Genomic DNA, 15,699 nt, shown 5'->3' on the forward strand with positions numbered 1-15,699 from the left:
ATGGCTCGCCCGGCTGGCGTGCATATCGAGGCCAAAGGTCTTGCAGAGCGATAGTGCCTATCGCCGCCCATGCCATGGATGCGAGGATCCAAGAGTGTTGACATGGGCCCGGCCCGGAATACGGGCGGGTTGCTACTCCCCAATGACTGAGGGGACGTTTTACCAACTCGACCGTCACCTCACAAGGCAAATTACTGATAACTCATTCAATAAGTTGTAAGGAAATGTATCGCCAGCCTCCCCTCCCAGGCGCCATTACGCTGTTGGCACACCGATTGCTGTAGGTAGTTCACTATCCACAACAGTTTGGGAAGGATGAACAATGAAACGGTGGATCCAACATTTCTATCAACTGAACCGCCTCAATTGGCTGATGGTCTGGTTGTTGCTCTGCTGCAGCATCATTCTGCTGTTTCCGGCCGGGCTGATGAAAGGGGCCGTCAGCCAGTGGGCTGCGGATCATGCGGCCTGGCTGGGGGTCGGCATGCTGATCGCCATCTCCTACTTCTGCAGTCAGGGCTTCCTGATCGCCTGGGAGTGGGCTTGCGAAGAGTGGCAGGCGCGCCGTCAGCAGGACCAGCTGGCCCAGATGATCGGCTTCCTCGACTTCAACGAAAAGGCGGTGCTGCGCGAGTTCGTGCTGCAGCGTAAAAGCGTCATAAACTTGCCGATCACCGAGCCCGCCGTCAAAAACCTGATGGATGCCGGCGTCCTCACCTATGCCTACGGCAAGCCGACCCGAGATAAGGATGACGAGAACCAGATCCGCGCCCTGATGATCGCCCTGCCCGCCCGACCGCTGCTCACCTACAAGGTGCTGGGGCTGTCGCGTGGCAAGATGAGCGACGAACAGGTGGAGCAGATCATGAACGCCCGCCCCAAGTTCGCCCAGAAGGGGTTCCAGCGCTAACCGCCGCCCAACCGCCAGATGCACAAGAGCCGGACACTGTCCGGCTCTCTAATTTCTGCGCGATGCTCTGTACCATCCCTTACGTCTTGTTGTGCCCTAACCCTTTAGGCTGGAGCAAAAGCTCACATCCGCAACCTTGGTCAGCGGATCGAAGCTGTGATAGAGCTCGAAACAGGGTCGATCATCAAATTCGAAACCGGCCGCTACCACCTCACCGATATGTTGCTGCCAGAGTGCGGGGTACTGGGCCGGGTCGGTCACGGTAAAACGTGACTGGCCATAGCGGCCGCCCGCCAGCTGCTGGATCTCCACATTGCCACTTCCCCTGGTGCCCGCCGGCACGGTGACGCAAATATCGGTGCGGCACTGCTGGGGAGCCGTCACTTCGGGGTTGTCGTGGTAGATGAAGATCCACTCCCCTTCGGCCAAGCCCAACCCGACAGCCCATTGATAGAGCTGGTCACACACCGGCTCATAGCCTATGCCGTAAGGGCCGGTGACCCGGATATAGGCCAGAGTGCGCGCAGCCATCTGTTCGGTTTTCATCTGTAGCCTCCTTTCACTGGAACGGCCTTCAGCATAATCAGAGACCCGGGCAGCCGCGTGTCCATTCTTGCTCAGTTGCAAGAGTGACGGCTGGCGGCGCAACATCCCCGGTGCCATGGCAAACTGCTTGCGAAACGCCTTGGCAAAGGCCTGTGAGCTGGCAAAACCGGCCGAGAAGGCAATCTCGGTGATCGGGTCGCGACTGTAGCAGAGAGAGCGAGCAGCCCGCTCCAACCGCAGGCGGCGCTGCATCTCGGTCGGGGTTTCACCGGTGACGGCGGTAAAGACCCGATGAAAGTGATAGCTGGAGAGCGCCGCAAGACTGGCCGCCTCACTGAGGCAGAGCTCGGGATTCTGCTCCAGCGCCCGGATCACCGGGCGCAATCTGGCCTGATAATCGACCATGCCGTTAGCGACTGACGCCCCCCGCAACTCTGGCCATATAGAACACATCCACATAGCGCCCTTGCCGGAAGGCATAGTCACGAGCCAGCCCCTCCTGCGTGAAACCGAACTTGCGATAGAGCGCCTGTGCGGCCTCATTGTCGGTATAGACGGTCAGCTCAATCCGGTGCAGGTTGAGCCAGTTATCGGCCAGATCCAACGCCGCAGCCATCAGGGCAGAGCCCACCCCCTTGCCTGCCCAGTCATCCCGTACCCCCATACCGATACAGGCCACATGCTTGCGTCTCGGATTGGGCTCAACCAGCAGCGAGAGCTGGCCTACCAGCAAGCCGTCAACATCGGCGACCAGTGCCACCACGCTGTCACTCTCCAACCGCTTCTGCCACTGGCTAAGGGGAGACATAGGCAAGTGCAAAGTGCCCGCCTGGGCATTGGGCATGGCATAGAGATCCCGCAAGGCGGGGGCATCGGCGGATTCGGCATGACGGATGGTAATCTGCATATGAGGCTCCTTCTCGAAACGTCCATCATGCATCATCCATCGCATCAGTCCATACAACCGGCACGGTCAGAGTGATTTATTGTCGGCAGACAGGGCTGCACACTGAGCCATTCAGCCAGTTTCATAGGTGAAAAAAAACGGAGCAAACGCTCCGTTTTTAAATGCTTTATCAATCCCGGACGGAACGCGCTTCGCGCTCTTGCCGCTCCCTTGCCAACAGGCGTTTGTACCACCAGCTACTGCGACGACGTTGTGCATTAGAAGAGCGACGAGCCATTTCTTAGGTTCCAGCCAAGAGTAGAAAGGAGCTGCATTATGCGACAGGGATCACGTCCATGTCTTTAGCTGGATCAAGAAAAGCCTCACTGGCCCCTTGAAATCCTCTTCTGGTTTTGCTGCCATGTGGCCACTGGCAGCACCATCGCAGGGGAACGCCAGACTCTCAGGCCCACTCCAGCAATCAACCCGGCCCCGAGTTTACTTGACTGACAATCATACTGCCTGCTGGCATTGTGGAACCAATATGGTAGCCTGCCAGCGCCTGCGGGCAGTCTCTCGCTGCCACGCGCAAACTTCCGGTGAATTTGTCACGTCCTGACAAAAATATAACCTTATTTATCAAATCGTTATTTGGATATTATCCCAATGCGTATCATGCCGTTGCTTCAGGCGGCCTGCCTGAGCCTGATGTTGTCCGCCTGCGTTGCCCCATTGCTGATGATGAGCCCCACCAGCCAGCTGATGTGGGCCCTGCTCAAGCCGCTGGTCGGCTTTGACCCGAACGAGGTCAATCTGTTCGAACAACCCCTGATCAAGGATCGGATGACCGCCATCCTTGGCCCCAACTACGACAGCACCATGCAGTTGCTCAAGACTGCCGACAAGTTACAGCAGGAGGGGCCGCTTTTCTATGTGGTCTCCGAGTATGCGCCGGTGCCGGATATCGCCAAGCAAGCGGGGATGGTGTGGAACTCGCAAACCAACCAGATGTCGGTATTGCTGCAAAAAGGGGATGGCACCACCCTGACCTTCGGCGAAAATCTGGCAGGCACGGCACCGACCTGGCCAACCGCCATGCAGGGCTGGCAGACCCCCACCAGCCAGCTCACCCCGGCGGCCAATGCCCTGACCGGCGCAGCGACCAGTCAGAGTGGCGCCTCCCCCTTCTCCCTTGGCAGCGCGCTGGGCACAGTGACCCGCGGCGTCGCCGGCTCGCTGACCAACAGCGCAAGTCAGGCCATCAGCGGCACAGCCGCCAACGCCACAGGGCAGGCCACCCAAACGGTGAGCCAAAGCGCGACCGCACTTACCCGCACAGCAACCACCGCAGTCACTGCACCCGCCAAACAGGCGGTGAGCAGCTCCACCGCCACCGTGACGCAAGAGGCCACCAAGGCCGTTGCCGCTCCAGCCAAGCAGGCCGTCAGTAGCGCCGCTGCCACCGCGACCCAAGAAGCCACCAAGGCCGTTGCCGCTCCTGCCAAACAGGCTGTCAGCAGTGCCACTGCAACCGTGACGCAAGAGGCAACCAAGGCTGTTGCCGTTCCTGCCAAACAGGCCGTCAGCAGCGCCACTGCGACCGCGACGCAGGAAGTCTCCAAGGCCGTTGCCATTCCTGCCAAGCAAGCAGTCAGCAGCGCAGCTGCGACCGCGACGCAAGAAGCTACCAAGGCCGTTGCCGCTCCTGCCAAACAAGCCGTCAGCAGCGCTACAGCAACCGCGGCGCAAGAAGCTACCAAGGCTGTTGCCGCTCCAGCCAAACAGGCAGTCAGCAGTGCCGCCGCTACCGTGACGCAAGAGGCAACCAAGGCCGTTGCAGAACCAGCCCAGCAGGCCGTCAGTGCCGCATCCCATACGGCTGGAGAGAGCGTCGCCGATGCCGCCAGAGCGGCGGAAGCCAAGGCTCGCGCCAAGGCAGAGGCGGAGATGGAAGCCCTGCTGAAATAAACCGACAGGCCACCGCAAGGTGGCCTGTTTTTTATCCCGCTACCGGATCATGACGTTATGGAAAAGGCCACATAGACTGTTAGGTAACTACCCGCACAAGGAGTGCATCATGCGTCGTCTGCTCCCTGCTCTCGCTTCTCTCGCCCTGTTTATCGCGCTCCCTGCTCCGGCACTTATCTACTATTCGGAGCAGAACATGCCACTCAATGGCCAGGATAAAAATGGTCAGCCTGTGGGGTTGGCGGTCGAGTTGCTGCGCCTGATGTGGCGCGAAATGGGAGAGCCGGAGCAACCCATCCACTTTCTGCCCTGGGCCCGCGGCTGGTATCTGCTGACCCAGCAGCAAGAGGCCGTGCTCTTTACCACGGCGCACACCAAGGAGCGGGATCCCCACTTCCTCTGGGTCTGCCCCATCAGCCACTCCAGGGTCGCGCTGGTCGGCCGCAAGCAGGATGCCCCCAAAGTGGCCAGCAAAGCGGATCTCGCCAAGCTGCAGATTGGTGTGATGCAGGCAGATGTCGGGGAGCAGTTGCTGCTCAACCGCGGGATCAGCCCGGGCAATATGATGTCGGTGGAGCGCATGGATCAGGTGGTGCGCCAGCTCATCATGGCACGCACCGATCTGGTGGCGGGCAACGAGGTGATGTTGCGCCATCAGGCCAAAGAGCTGGGTTTCCCCAGCGAGGATTTTGTCACCGTCGCGATTATTGAAGAGCAGGACAACTGCTTCGCCTTCAACCTGAGGGCAGACAAGCAACAGGTTGCCCGCCTGCAACAGGCGCTGGACAAGGTCAGACGGGGGGATGAATACAAGCAGCTGATGAAGCGCTACCAGTTGCTCAGTATCCTGCCCGAAACCACTCCCACCATCCCGCGCCTCGAGTAACCCCGGCCCGCCCTATGGCGGGCTCTCTCTATCTCCCGCCGATGACGCCTGTGATGCCTCCACCGGAGCCGTAATGAGGTGGTTCAGAAAGAGATTGAACAGCTCGGCCCGCGAGCCGAGCCGCAACTTGCCGTAGAGGTGCTTGCGGTGATTCTTCACCGTGCCGCTGCCAATCCCGAGCTCCGCGGCAATCGCCTCGGTATCCAGCCCCTGCAGCAGCAACTCCGCCACCTGCCGCTCACGCCGGGTAAGCCTATCGCCCCCGACACTCGCCATCGCTTGCTCCACCGCACTCTTGAGGCTGGCGCTGTCTGGCAGTGCAGTGCTCTGGGCCAGCAGCGGCTGGCTCTGCCGCCACTGCTGACGACAGAGCGAATGTACCAGCGGGAACAGCTGCTCCAGCCTCGCCAGCTCGTCACGACTGAGGGTACTGCGCTTGTCGAGCCGCCCCAGAAACAGCATCAGCGTCAGTCCATCCCGCACCGGCAGGATCAGCCCCACCTCCTCCTGCCAGCCGGTGGCCCGATAGAAGTGGTGGCGATATTCGGGATCGAGCCGCCCTTGGGAGACCTGCGCCAGGGTCCAGACGCCGGCAGGCAAGCCCTGCTCCAGCGCCTGCATAAAGGGATCCTGGCTGAAGTGGCTGGTGAGGTAGCGGTCAAACAACAGAGCCCGCTGATGATTGAGGTTGTCGTAGAGGTAGACGGGGCGCTGCCCCACCCCTAGCAGCAGGGCGCAATCAAACGCCACCTGTTGCTGGATCAGCCGCACCAGCGCCGCCGCAAAGGCGCTGCTGTGCAGGGCATCGACCACCTCGGTCATGCTGCGGGTCAAGGCATCTGTGGTGAATGGCTGGGTCATGGTGGCACGTTTCCGGTGGCGGGGAGCGATTCCCCGCTATGGCTGAATGCTAGCACGAGAGTGGCAAAACTGTCCCTCAGGGGACATATCCGCCACCGGCCAGAACGGCGAGGATGACGGCTTTTCCCCCTGTTGTTGGAGCACCCATGATCAACCCCCACCTGCTCGATGAGCTGACCGAGCGCGGCCTTGTGGCCCAGAATTCCGACCCGGCGGCCCTGGCCGATCATCTTGCCACCCCGCGCACCGTCTATTGCGGGTTCGATCCCACCGCCGGCAGCCTGCATATCGGTCACCTGGTGCCGCTCTTGATGCTGCGCCGCTTCCAGCTGGCTGGGCACACTCCGGTGGCACTGGTGGGCGGGGCAACCGGCCTTATCGGCGATCCCAGCTTCAAGGCGACCGAGCGCAGCCTCAACAGTGCCGATACCGTGCAGGGGTGGGTCGCCAGCCTGTCTGCCCAGATCAGGGCGCTGCTGCCCGCCGATGAGGGCCTGTCAGCCCCGCAACTGGTCAACAATGGCGACTGGATGGGGCAGATGTCCGCCCTCGACTTTCTGCGGGATATCGGCAAGCACTTCTCGGTCAACGCCATGCTGGCGCGGGAGTCGGTGCGTCAGCGGCTGGCTCGCCCGGATCAGGGCATCTCGTTCACCGAGTTCTCCTACGCTTTGCTGCAATCCTACGACTTTGCGGTGCTGCACCAGCGGCTCGGTTGCACCCTGCAGATTGGCGGCAACGACCAGTGGGGCAATATCACCAGCGGCATGGATCTCACCCGTCGCCTCCATCAGGCGCAGGTGCACGGCATGACCCTGCCCCTTATCACCAAGGCAGACGGCACCAAGTTCGGCAAGACCGAAGGGGGCGCGGTCTGGCTCGATCCGGCGCTCACCTCCCCTTACGCCTTCTACCAGTTCTGGCTCGGCACCGCGGATGAGGATGTCTACCGCTTCCTGCGCTACTACAGCTTTATGTCGCTGAGCGAGATTGATGCACTGGAGGCGGAAGATGCCAAGCGGCAGGGGCGCAAACAGGCCCAGCAGGTGTTGGCGAACGAGCTGACCGAGCTGGTACACGGCAAGGCGGCGTTGGCGGCGGTGCAGCGCATCAGCGAGCAGCTGTTTAGCGGCGATGTGGCCCGCCTCGGCGAGAGCGATCTGGCCCAGCTGGCGCAGGATGGCATGCCGAGCAGCACCGTCAGCGGCGAGACGGATCTGGTCAGTCTGCTGGTCAGTTGCGGTCTGGCCAACTCGAAGCGCATCGCCCGCGAACTGCTGGCGGCGGGCGCCATCAGCCTCAATGGTGTGCTCAAGCAGGATGATCAGCTGAGCGCCACTGATCGGCTGTTTGGTCGCTACCTGCTGCTGCGCCGGGGCAAGAAGCAGTATCACCTGGTGGAGTGGCAATAAGCCGCAGGGCGGGGAGCACAGCTTCCCCGCCCGCCCCCTGAATCCCTTTTGAATCCCGAGTTGCGATCCCCCTCACAGCCTCTCCCGTCAGCAGCCACCATACTGGCACCGGCGAACATGGAGTACGCCACACAATCTGTTCCTCACGAATCAACAAGGATGCTGATGATGAAGAGATGGCTTCTGGTGCTGCTCTGCACCCTGCCCATGCTGGCACACGCCAGCGGATACACCCAGACCCGCTACCCCATAGTGCTGGTGCACGGCCTGTTCGGCTTCGACAAGCTGCTCGGGGTCGACTACTTCTACGGTATTCCGCAGGCCCTGAGCCGGGATGGTGCCAAAGTCTACGTGGCGCAGGTGTCAGCCACCGCCAGTTCGGAACAACGGGGGGAGCAACTGCTCGCCCAGGTCGAGCTGCTGCTGGCGGCCACCGGCGCCGAGAAAGTCAACCTGATCGGCCACTCCCACGGCGGCCCCACCATTCGCTATGTCGCCTCGGTCGCCCCCGAGCTGGTCGCCTCCGCCACCAGCGTCGGCGGGGTCAACTACGGCTCCGAGATTGCCGATCTGGTGCGGGCCAATGCCGCCCCCGGCAGCGCCGCCGAGAAACTGGCGGCCGCCGCGGCCCACGCCCTCTCCGGCATGATTTCACTGCTCTCGGGCGGGAGCCAGCTACCGCAAGATCCAGTCGCCGCCCTCGATGCCCTCACCAGCAAGGGAGCCAGCCAGTTCAACCAGCGCTACCCGGAGGGGCTGCCCAGCCGCTATTGCGGCGAGGGGCCGATGCAGGCGACCAACGGCGTCTACTACTTCTCCTGGAGCGGGCGCGGCAACCTGACCAATCTGCTGGATCCGGTGGATCCTGCGCTGGCGCTGACCGGCACCTTTTTCAAGGAGCCCAATGACGGACTGGTCGGGGTTTGCAGCAGCCATCTCGGCAAGGTGATCGGCACCGGCTACCGGATGAACCATCTGGACGAAGTGAACCAGTCCTTCGGCATCCACCATCTGTTCGAGACCGATCCGGTCACCCTCTATCGCCAGCATGCCAACCGTCTCAAGGAGCTGGGACTATGAAGATAGCCACCCTGCTCGTCGTACCCTGCGCCATCACCCTGCTGCTTGGCGGAGTGTTGCTCTGGCCCACGGCACCGACGGCAGACTCATCCCCCGCTCAAGCCAGCCAGCATGCACAGAGCCACCCGCACGATCCCGAGCAGGAGGCCGCCGATGCCCTGCAGGCGCGCTATCGCACCTTTGTCTCCGCCCAGAGCAGCCTGACGGTGCCCACCGAGATCTCCCTCGCCAGCTTGCAGATCCTGTTTGACGAGCGAGAGCAGCTGCGCCAGCAGAGCTTTACCCCGGCGGAGCAGGCCCAACTGTTTGCCGAGGATCGGCTGATGGAGCAGCTGACCCTGCGCCGCAGGGCGCTGGCGGAGGCAAGAGACAGCGACAAGTCGCAGCTGGCCAGCGAGCTGGATCTCTGGCTGGCGGAGCAACCGGACTGGTTTCGCGAGGCGGAGGCCAACAGCCGCCTGCTTGGGGAGTTGCAAGGGCTGGCACAGATGGACCCGGCCAAACGGGAGGCTCTGCTGCTGGAGACGGGGGGGCCGGAAGCGGTGGATCGGATGCGCCAGCTGGAGCAGAACCGGCAAGGGTTCGAGGAGCAGCTCAGCGGCTTTCTGGCCGAGCTCAGACAACTGCCGAACGAGGCCCGGGCCGAACAGCAGCAGGAGCTGCTGGCCCGCTGGTTCGAGCCCGGACAGTGGCGCCGGGTCGAGGCGCTCACCCGGCTCAAACTGGGTGAGCCACAAGCCGAATGAGAAGGGGGCCCGTGATGGGCCCCCTTGCTATTGCGCTTATTGCGGCTTGTTGGCCCCCGGCAGCGGCTGCCAGGTGAGGCGGGTCACTTGGGTGCCCTGCACCTCGCACTTAAGGCTCAGCTCCTGCCACCCCTTATCCTGACGCAGGGAGACCTCCCCTTCGATCCCCTGCTCGCCAATCTTCAGCTTATCCTGCTCGAAGATCACCTTGTCGCCGTGGGCGAGATCCATCAGTTTGCCGTTGCATAGCCAGTGAGCGAGATCCGCCCCCTTCAGCTTGACGCCACCCTTGGCCGCCTTCTGTTCGGCCGCGCTCACCACAAACAGCTTGCTCAGCTCGGCGGCCCGCTTGGTGAGCCACTCCTGACGCTGCTGAATGCTCATCTTGCTGACGAACTCGGCGGGCTGCCCCTTCTCGTCCAGCCATTGGGTCAGCTTGCCGCTGTCGTCAAAGGCAAACTGGGCGGCGGGCTCTTTGACCCCGAACAGCTTGCCGCCCTTGAAGTAGTAACGGCTCTCCCCTTCCAGCTTGCCCAGCTCGTTCATGATGGGCACGGCGATGATGACCGGGGCGCCATCGATCCAGGCCTTGATATCGACGCCGTCATGGCTGAATTGACGGGTATCGAGGGCGCTCTCGGCCCCCTTCTCCATCAGGGTAAACTGCTCGGCGAGAGAAGCGGCCAGAGAAGGGAGGGAGCAGAATCCCAGGGTCAGCGCGATCGCTGTGTTGCGCATTGAGTTGTACATAACACTCCTGTGATGGGCCATCCGGCCCGTGGTTAACTCTCTGTCAGCCAGGCCCGCAGCCCTTCCCGGTGAACATCGCTCAGGGGCAGGGATTGGCGGGTCCGGTAGTCAAAATGGATCAGGGTCGTTTCGGCGGTGACGGCCAGTTCGCCGCCCTGCCAGGCCTCCTGCCAGACCGTAAATGAGCTGGTGCCGATGCGGCGCACGCCGGTCTTGATGGTGACCGGCTGGCCGTAGAACAGCTCCCGTTTGAACTGCACCGTATAGCCCGCGATGATCAGATGCCAGTTATGCACATCCAGATCGGGGGAAAAGATCCGGAACAGGGGATCCCGCGCCGATTCGAACCAGACCGCCGGCACCGTATTGTTGATATGGCCGAGGGCATCCGTCTCCTGAAAGCGGGGTTGGATCTGCATTTCCAGCATGGGTTGACTCCTTGTCATTGAACCGCGCTCAGGCTAACGCGCCCCGCATCAGGACTCAAGCCTCCCCGTCTTATCCCAAGTGCTGACAGCCAGTTCCGGCCGCAACCAGGCGCTGCGAAAATCGAACCAGCCGAGCGCCGTCATCCGCACCCCGTGCACGCCGACCCGGCTCTCCAGCTCCAGCCAGTGGTGAAACAGCGGCACAAACCAGCTCTGCTGCTGCACAGTTGCCAGCAGGGCGCGGGGGCCAGGCTCCTCACCGCTGGCGCGCCACTGCATCAACCCTTGCCACAACTCATGCTGACTGCTCCACACCTTGCGCAGCAACGGGGTGCCCTGCAACCAGGCGTAGGGGGCAAAGGGGCCGGCATGTTCGAGGTTGAGGGTGCCGAGCCAGAGATCCACATCCTCATCCTCGCCACTCACCCAGCGGCCGTAATCGAGGGTGCGCACCTCGAGCCTGACCCCCTGTTCGGCCAGCAGGCTGCTCATGGCGTTGGCGCACTCGTTGAACTCCAGATGCTGGTTGAAGCAGGCAAGCACCAAGGTCGTCGGCAACTGCGCCGGTGTGGGCAAGGGGGCGGGCAGTGCTTCGCGCCAGTGGGGCAGCAGGCCGAGGGCGCTGGTCCAGCCCCGTTGCAACTCGGGGGCGACCCGCCCCATCAGAGCCACCGGATTGAGCAGCTGGCCCAGCCACTGCCGCAGGGCGGGATCCTGCAAGGATCCGGAACGATCGTCCTGCAGCAGGAAGTAGCAGCCCGACTCCAGCTCCGATTCGCCGCGCATGGTGCCGAGCTCAGGGCTGTCGCGCCCCAGCTGCAGGTGGGTCTCCAGCCGCTCCGCCAGCTCCGGCAGCATCCAGATATCGATCTCGTCGAGCAGGGCGCGCAGGCCGAAGTAGTCGTCAAACGCCGCAAGGCAAAGATGCAGGGGATCGTTGGCGGCCACCCGGTAGGGGCCTGTGCCCACCGGTTGCAGGGCAAAGCCCGCCTCCCCCTTGAGCTCCCGCGGCAAAATGGTCGCCACCGGCTCCGCCAGCAGGTGGGGCAGCCAGGGATCCGGGCTGTCGAGATAGAGATCCAGGGTGCGCGGCCAGGGGCTCTCCAGCCGATCCAGATGGGCGAACAGCGGGCGATCCCGCAGGGCCAGCAGGCTCTCCATCACATCTTCCACCACCAGCTCGCGACCGTGGTGAAAACGCACCGCCGGGCGCAGGTAGAAGCGCCAGTGGCAGGGGCCCAGACACTCCCAGTGGTGGGCGAGATCCCCTTCGATTTCCCCATTTTCCTCATTTCGCCGGGTGAGGCCGTTGAAGATCTGGCGGCTCAGGTGGATTTCGGAGCGGCGCATCGGGCCGGTGGGCAGCAACTGTGGCAGCGGCCGGTAGTAGGGCACCCGCAGGATCTGGCGCCCCTCGCGGGTGGCCTGACCGAGCTGTTCGATCAGCAACGGAGTGAGCAGATCGAGGCGATCCTCGGCCAGCCGCACCGCCTGTGCCAGCTGGCCCTGACTGAGCAGATCCCGCAAGCGGCGCCGGGTCAGGCTCTCCTGACTGTCTAGCAGAGTGAGCCGGGAGCGCCGCCCCCGCCCCGCTTCCGCCGACCAGCTGAGCCAGCCCTGATCCTGCATCCGCCGCAGCAGCAGGCGGGCGTTGCGCGGGGTGCAGCAGAGCAGATCCGCCACCTCGGCGAGGCTGATCTCCCGCTCGTCGCTGCCAAGCAGCTGGGCGAGTCGTTGAAATTGCTGGTAGAGGCGACCGGTCGGCATAAAAGAGGAAATCCCGTTGCTATAAGTCATCAGTTTTTACTTCCGCATTTTAGCTCAATACTGCTGGCGAACGTGAGAACTACAGCACAGGAGCACCATCATGAGCCACGCCACCCCCCTCAAACCGAACCGGATCCAGCAGACCTTGCGCCGTTACTTCAAGCGGATCCTGCCACGCCCCTTACCGCTCATCGAGGATCCCATGCAGCAGCTCAACCGCCTGATGCAGTGGGATATGAACCAGATCGATGATAAGGAGTATCGCCGTCGTCTCTGAGTGCGGGCCATACCAACGACTCGGGACACGCGTCCCCTGCGGGCGACATTGCTTTGCCGGATCTTGCTGTTTACATCGGCCACGGGCCTGATAGATTGGACGTCTATCCATCTATAACTGCCATAAGCAACATCCAACAAGGAGTGTGTGATGAAAGATGCGACCCTGGCCCTGCACCACGGCTTTTCCAACGACCCCACCACCAAAGCGGTCGCCGTGCCCATCTACCAGACTGTGGCCTACGAGTTCGAGAGCGCCCAGCACGGGGCGGATCTGTTCAATCTGGCGGTGCCAGGCAACATCTACACCCGCATCATGAACCCCACCAACGATGTGCTGGAGCAGCGGATGGCCGCGCTGGAAGGGGGGATCGCCGCGCTGGTGGTCTCGGCAGGTTCCGCCGCCATCACCTACGCCATTCAGGCGCTGACCGCCGCCGGTGACAACATTGTCTCCACGCCCCAGCTCTATGGTGGCACCTACACCTTGTTCGCCCACATGCTGCCGAGTTTCGGGGTCGAGGTGCGCTTCGCCAAGGATGACAGCGCCGAAGCCATCGCCGCCCTGATCGACGACAAGACCAAGGCGGTCTACTGCGAGAGCATCGGCAACCCGGCGGGCAACATCGTCGATCTGGCCGCGCTGGCCAAGGCCGCCCACGCCCGTGGCGTGCCGCTTATCGTCGACAACACGGTCGCCACCCCGGTGCTCTGCAAGCCCATCGAGCACGGTGCCGACATCGTCGTACACAGCCTGACCAAATATGTCGGCGGCCACGGCAACTCGCTGGGTGGCGTCATCGTCGACTCGGGCAAATTCCCTTGGGCGGATCACGCCGAGCGCTTCCCACAGCTCACCAAACCCGAACCCTCCTACCACGGGGTGGTCTACACCGAGGCCTTTGGCCCGGCTGCCTTTATCGGGCGGGTGCGTACCGTGCCGCTGCGCAATACCGGCGCGGCGCTGGCGCCGATGAACGCCTTTCTACTGCTGCAAGGGCTGGAAACTCTCAGCCTGCGCATGGAGCGCCACGTGGATAACGCCCTGCGGGTCGCCAATCACCTCAAGCACCACCCCAAGGTGGCCTGGGTCAGCTACGCCGGTCTGCCGGGTCATCCCCACTATCTGCTGGCAGAGAAGTACATGGCCGGTCGCCCCTCGGCCATCCTCTCGTTCGGTCTGAAGGATGGTTACGAGGCGGGCGTGCGCTTCTACGATGCGCTCAAGATCTTCAAGCGGCTGGTCAACATCGGCGATGCCAAGTCGCTGGCCTGCCACCCCGCCTCCACCACCCATCGCCAGTTGAGCGAGGAGGAGCAGGCCAAGGCTGGGGTGAAACCGGAGATGATCCGGCTGTCGGTGGGGATCGAGGCGATCGAGGACATTCTGGCGGATCTGGATCAGGCGCTGGAGGCCTAAGTCGGGCGTGGAGCGAGCGGGCATCAGCCCGCTCTTTTTTAGCCATCGGTGAACCGCCCCCCTCGCCTGCTCGTATACCCCATCCAGCCACCGAATTGAGGTCGTTATGATAGTCCTGCACCACCTGAACAAATCCCGCTCCCAACGCATCATCTGGCTGCTCGAAGAGCTGGGCCAGCCCTATGAGATCAAGGCGTATCAGCGCGATGCCACCACCTTTCTGGCACCGCCCGAGCTAAAAGCCATCCACCCCCTCGGCAAGTCGCCCGTCATCGAGTTCGACGGCCGGGTGCTGGCGGAATCGGGTGCCATCACCGAGTATCTGATCGCCCGCTACGCCCCGGATCGGCTGGCACCGGCACCAGATAGCCCGGAGTATGCCGAATATCTGCAGTGGCTCCACTTTGCCGAGAGCTCCGGTATCCTGCCGCTGCTGCTCGACATGTTCGTGCGCAAGGATGGCAGCCCGATGCGCTTCCTGCCGGACTACGCCAGGGCGGAGTGTGCCAAGGTACTGGGCTACCTCAATGAGGTACTGGCGAAACGCCACTATCTGGTGGGGGATCGCCTCTCCGGCGCCGACATCATGAACTCCTTCCTGGTGGATCTGCTGGCGCAAAGCGGCCAGCTGGCCCACTTCCCGCATCTGCAAGCCTATTGGGAACGCCTCAATACCCATCCGGCCCGTCAGAAGGCGGTAGAGCTGGAGCACGAGCTGGATCAGCGCCCCTGACCCAACAGCCGCCATGCAAAACGCCCCGATAGTCGGGGCGTTTTTGTTATGCAGCGAGCGCGGTTTACTTGGTCGCAGGCACCTTGTCCCGGCGCGACTTCCACCACCAGCGCAGCCGGATCTGGGAGATCAGCATCCCCGCCAGCATCAGGGCGCAACCGGCAATGGCACGCTCGTCCAGCGTTTCATCCAGCAGCAATACGCCCCCCACGGCGGCAAAGACGGTCTCCAGACTGAGGATGATGGCGGCGTGGGCCGGATGGGCGCCCCGCTGCCCCAGCACCTGCAGGGTATAACCCACCCCGACCGACACCAGCCCGGCATAGAGCAGCGCCTGCCAGCCAGCTACTGCGCCAGCCACGGTCGGAGTTTCGATGACAAAGGCGGTGGCGAGACTGAGCAGGCCGCACACCACAAACTGCACACAAGCCAGCTTGATGGGGGCCACCCGGTTGGAGTAGTGATCCACCAGCAGCAGATGGATCGCCCAGAACAGGGCGCCAATCACCTGCAGCAGATCGCCAAAACCGATGGTGAACTCGTCGGTCACGCTCAACACATAGAGCCCGCTCAGGGCAATGAGGGCTCCAATCCAGGTATTGGTACCCGTCTTGTGCCGCAGCAGCAGCCCCAGTACCGGCACCAGAATGATGTAGAGCCCGGTGATGAAACCGGCCTTGGCGGCAGTGGTATAGAGCAGCCCCACCTGCTGCAGGGATGCGGCACAGAACAGCACCAGTCCGGCCAGCACACCACCGGTCAGCAATTGGCGATGGTCGCCAGTGGCGACCACTGGTTGACGGGATTTGAGCCACCAGAGCAGCGGCAGCAGGGAGAAGGCACCGAGCAGAAAGCGCAGGCCATTGAAGGTATAGGGCCCCATATGATCCATCCCGAGGCGCTGGGCGACAAAGCCCATACCCCAGATGGTGGCAGCCATCAGCAACATCAGATTGGAGCGCATGGCGATTCTTCCTTAAATCGGCGCGTGACGGGTTATCCAATCCAAGATACCTGCCTCCCTACCCTC

The 15,699-nt window shown here is 62.7% G+C and carries 16 protein-coding genes and 1 riboswitch; of the genes, 9 read left to right on the top strand and 7 right to left on the bottom strand.

Going from position 1 to position 15,699, the window contains the following annotated elements; all coding sequences use genetic code 11:
• Positions 1 to 46: 46 nt before the first annotated feature.
• A riboswitch (yybP-ykoY riboswitch) is annotated at positions 47 to 153 on the bottom strand.
• A 169-nt stretch (positions 154 to 322) separates the two neighbouring features.
• Positions 323 to 910 carry a superinfection exclusion B family protein gene (locus G5193_RS07810; protein ID WP_064335210.1) on the top strand — a complete coding sequence of 196 codons (588 nt, stop codon included), beginning with the start codon at positions 323 to 325 and terminating at the stop codon, positions 908 to 910.
• A gap of 96 nt (positions 911 to 1,006) precedes the next feature.
• On the opposite strand, the gene G5193_RS07815 is transcribed toward G5193_RS07810, so the two are convergent.
• Positions 1,007 to 1,861 carry an AraC family transcriptional regulator gene (locus G5193_RS07815; protein ID WP_421205761.1) on the bottom strand — a complete coding sequence of 285 codons (855 nt, stop codon included), beginning with the start codon at positions 1,859 to 1,861 and terminating at the stop codon, positions 1,007 to 1,009.
• A 4-nt stretch (positions 1,862 to 1,865) separates the two neighbouring features.
• Positions 1,866 to 2,363, bottom strand: coding sequence for a GNAT family N-acetyltransferase (locus tag G5193_RS07820; protein WP_216952700.1), 498 nt, complete (start codon positions 2,361 to 2,363; stop codon positions 1,866 to 1,868).
• A 645-nt stretch (positions 2,364 to 3,008) separates the two neighbouring features.
• Between G5193_RS07820 and G5193_RS07825 the strand changes: the two genes are divergently transcribed.
• Both G5193_RS07825 and G5193_RS07830 read left to right on the top strand, forming a co-directional pair.
• Positions 3,009 to 4,310, top strand: a complete 1,302-nt coding sequence (locus G5193_RS07825) for a hypothetical protein (RefSeq protein ID WP_421205712.1) — start codon at positions 3,009 to 3,011, stop codon at positions 4,308 to 4,310.
• Between the two features lie 109 nt (positions 4,311 to 4,419).
• Complete coding sequence (locus G5193_RS07830; RefSeq protein ID WP_421205714.1) at positions 4,420 to 5,196, top strand: substrate-binding periplasmic protein; 777 nt, start codon at positions 4,420 to 4,422, stop codon at positions 5,194 to 5,196.
• A gap of 12 nt (positions 5,197 to 5,208) precedes the next feature.
• Here the strand turns inward: G5193_RS07830 and G5193_RS07835 are convergent, their stop codons facing one another.
• Entirely contained in the window at positions 5,209 to 6,057 is an 849-nt protein-coding gene (locus G5193_RS07835; RefSeq protein ID WP_421205716.1) for a helix-turn-helix transcriptional regulator, read from the bottom strand.
• A 146-nt stretch (positions 6,058 to 6,203) separates the two neighbouring features.
• On the opposite strand from G5193_RS07835, the gene tyrS reads away from it, so the two are divergent.
• The 3 genes from tyrS to G5193_RS07850 all read left to right on the top strand — a co-directional run bounded on the left by tyrS (position 6,204) and on the right by G5193_RS07850 (position 9,295).
• Positions 6,204 to 7,469 carry a tyrosine--tRNA ligase gene (gene tyrS / locus G5193_RS07840; protein ID WP_421205718.1) on the top strand — a complete coding sequence of 422 codons (1,266 nt, stop codon included), beginning with the start codon at positions 6,204 to 6,206 and terminating at the stop codon, positions 7,467 to 7,469.
• Positions 7,470 to 7,637: 168 nt separating this feature from the next.
• The gene (locus G5193_RS07845; RefSeq protein WP_421205720.1) at positions 7,638 to 8,549 is read left to right on the top strand and encodes a lipase family alpha/beta hydrolase; all 912 of its coding nucleotides are present in this window, start codon (positions 7,638 to 7,640) and stop codon (positions 8,547 to 8,549) included.
• Positions 8,546 to 9,295, top strand: a complete 750-nt coding sequence (locus G5193_RS07850; RefSeq protein ID WP_421205722.1) for a lipase secretion chaperone — start codon at positions 8,546 to 8,548, stop codon at positions 9,293 to 9,295. Before G5193_RS07845 ends, G5193_RS07850 begins: the two co-directional genes overlap by 4 nt.
• Before the next feature lie 36 nt (positions 9,296 to 9,331).
• Here G5193_RS07850 and G5193_RS07855 read toward each other — a convergent pair whose 3' ends face one another.
• Genes G5193_RS07855 through sgrR form a run of 3 tightly spaced genes read right to left on the bottom strand, consistent with a single transcriptional unit; the run spans position 9,332 to position 12,240 of the window.
• A complete protein-coding gene (locus G5193_RS07855; protein ID WP_421205763.1) occupies positions 9,332 to 10,033 on the bottom strand; it encodes a hypothetical protein in 702 nt (233 codons plus the stop codon).
• A gap of 44 nt (positions 10,034 to 10,077) precedes the next feature.
• Positions 10,078 to 10,473: an acyl-CoA thioesterase gene (locus G5193_RS07860; RefSeq protein ID WP_216952694.1), complete on the bottom strand. Its 396-nt coding sequence runs from the start codon at positions 10,471 to 10,473 to the stop codon at positions 10,078 to 10,080.
• Between the two features lie 48 nt (positions 10,474 to 10,521).
• Positions 10,522 to 12,240, bottom strand: coding sequence for an HTH-type transcriptional regulator SgrR (gene sgrR, locus G5193_RS07865; RefSeq protein ID WP_421205764.1), 1,719 nt, complete (start codon positions 12,238 to 12,240; stop codon positions 10,522 to 10,524).
• A 100-nt stretch (positions 12,241 to 12,340) separates the two neighbouring features.
• Here sgrR and G5193_RS07870 point away from each other — a divergent pair, with 100 nt between their 5' ends.
• The 3 genes from G5193_RS07870 (at position 12,341) to G5193_RS07880 (ending at position 14,669) form a co-directional block, all read left to right on the top strand.
• Positions 12,341 to 12,517, top strand: coding sequence for a hypothetical protein (locus G5193_RS07870; protein WP_139732734.1), 177 nt, complete (start codon positions 12,341 to 12,343; stop codon positions 12,515 to 12,517).
• Positions 12,518 to 12,667: 150 nt separating this feature from the next.
• On the top strand, positions 12,668 to 13,936 hold the full coding sequence (locus G5193_RS07875) for an O-acetylhomoserine aminocarboxypropyltransferase/cysteine synthase family protein (protein ID WP_042081222.1): 1,269 nt from the start codon (positions 12,668 to 12,670) through the stop codon (positions 13,934 to 13,936).
• Between the two features lie 106 nt (positions 13,937 to 14,042).
• Positions 14,043 to 14,669 (top strand): glutathione S-transferase family protein, encoded by a 627-nt coding sequence (locus tag G5193_RS07880; RefSeq protein ID WP_421205724.1) that lies wholly within the window; start codon positions 14,043 to 14,045, stop codon positions 14,667 to 14,669.
• 64 nt (positions 14,670 to 14,733) lie between these two features.
• Here the strand turns inward: G5193_RS07880 and G5193_RS07885 are convergent, their stop codons facing one another.
• A complete protein-coding gene (locus G5193_RS07885; protein ID WP_216952690.1) occupies positions 14,734 to 15,633 on the bottom strand; it encodes a DMT family transporter in 900 nt (299 codons plus the stop codon).
• Positions 15,634 to 15,699 lie beyond the last annotated feature (66 nt).

It is taken from the genome of Aeromonas sp. 601027, from assembly GCF_049174455.1.
Classification (GTDB): domain Bacteria; phylum Pseudomonadota; class Gammaproteobacteria; order Enterobacterales; family Aeromonadaceae; genus Aeromonas; species Aeromonas veronii_A.

What these genes read in the sequence shown, in the direction of transcription:
- G5193_RS07845 (WP_421205720.1), top strand. Translation starts at nt 7,638, where the DNA reads ATGAAGAGATGGCTTCTGGTGCTGCTCTGCACCCTGCCCATGCTGGCA.
- G5193_RS07810 (WP_064335210.1), top strand. Translation starts at nt 323, where the DNA reads ATGAAACGGTGGATCCAACATTTCTATCAACTGAACCGCCTCAATTGG.
- G5193_RS07885 (WP_216952690.1), bottom strand. Translation starts at nt 15,633, where the DNA reads ATGCGCTCCAATCTGATGTTGCTGATGGCTGCCACCATCTGGGGTATG.
- G5193_RS07850 (WP_421205722.1), top strand. Translation starts at nt 8,546, where the DNA reads ATGAAGATAGCCACCCTGCTCGTCGTACCCTGCGCCATCACCCTGCTG.
- tyrS (WP_421205718.1), top strand. Translation starts at nt 6,204, where the DNA reads ATGATCAACCCCCACCTGCTCGATGAGCTGACCGAGCGCGGCCTTGTG.
- G5193_RS07825 (WP_421205712.1), top strand. Translation starts at nt 3,009, where the DNA reads ATGCGTATCATGCCGTTGCTTCAGGCGGCCTGCCTGAGCCTGATGTTG.
- G5193_RS07860 (WP_216952694.1), bottom strand. Translation starts at nt 10,473, where the DNA reads ATGCTGGAAATGCAGATCCAACCCCGCTTTCAGGAGACGGATGCCCTC.
- G5193_RS07815 (WP_421205761.1), bottom strand. Translation starts at nt 1,861, where the DNA reads ATGGTCGATTATCAGGCCAGATTGCGCCCGGTGATCCGGGCGCTGGAG.
- G5193_RS07855 (WP_421205763.1), bottom strand. Translation starts at nt 10,033, where the DNA reads ATGCGCAACACAGCGATCGCGCTGACCCTGGGATTCTGCTCCCTCCCT.
- G5193_RS07880 (WP_421205724.1), top strand. Translation starts at nt 14,043, where the DNA reads ATGATAGTCCTGCACCACCTGAACAAATCCCGCTCCCAACGCATCATC.
- G5193_RS07870 (WP_139732734.1), top strand. Translation starts at nt 12,341, where the DNA reads ATGAGCCACGCCACCCCCCTCAAACCGAACCGGATCCAGCAGACCTTG.
- G5193_RS07875 (WP_042081222.1), top strand. Translation starts at nt 12,668, where the DNA reads ATGAAAGATGCGACCCTGGCCCTGCACCACGGCTTTTCCAACGACCCC.
- sgrR (WP_421205764.1), bottom strand. Translation starts at nt 12,240, where the DNA reads ATGCCGACCGGTCGCCTCTACCAGCAATTTCAACGACTCGCCCAGCTG.
- G5193_RS07835 (WP_421205716.1), bottom strand. Translation starts at nt 6,057, where the DNA reads ATGACCCAGCCATTCACCACAGATGCCTTGACCCGCAGCATGACCGAG.
- G5193_RS07820 (WP_216952700.1), bottom strand. Translation starts at nt 2,363, where the DNA reads ATGCAGATTACCATCCGTCATGCCGAATCCGCCGATGCCCCCGCCTTG.
- G5193_RS07830 (WP_421205714.1), top strand. Translation starts at nt 4,420, where the DNA reads ATGCGTCGTCTGCTCCCTGCTCTCGCTTCTCTCGCCCTGTTTATCGCG.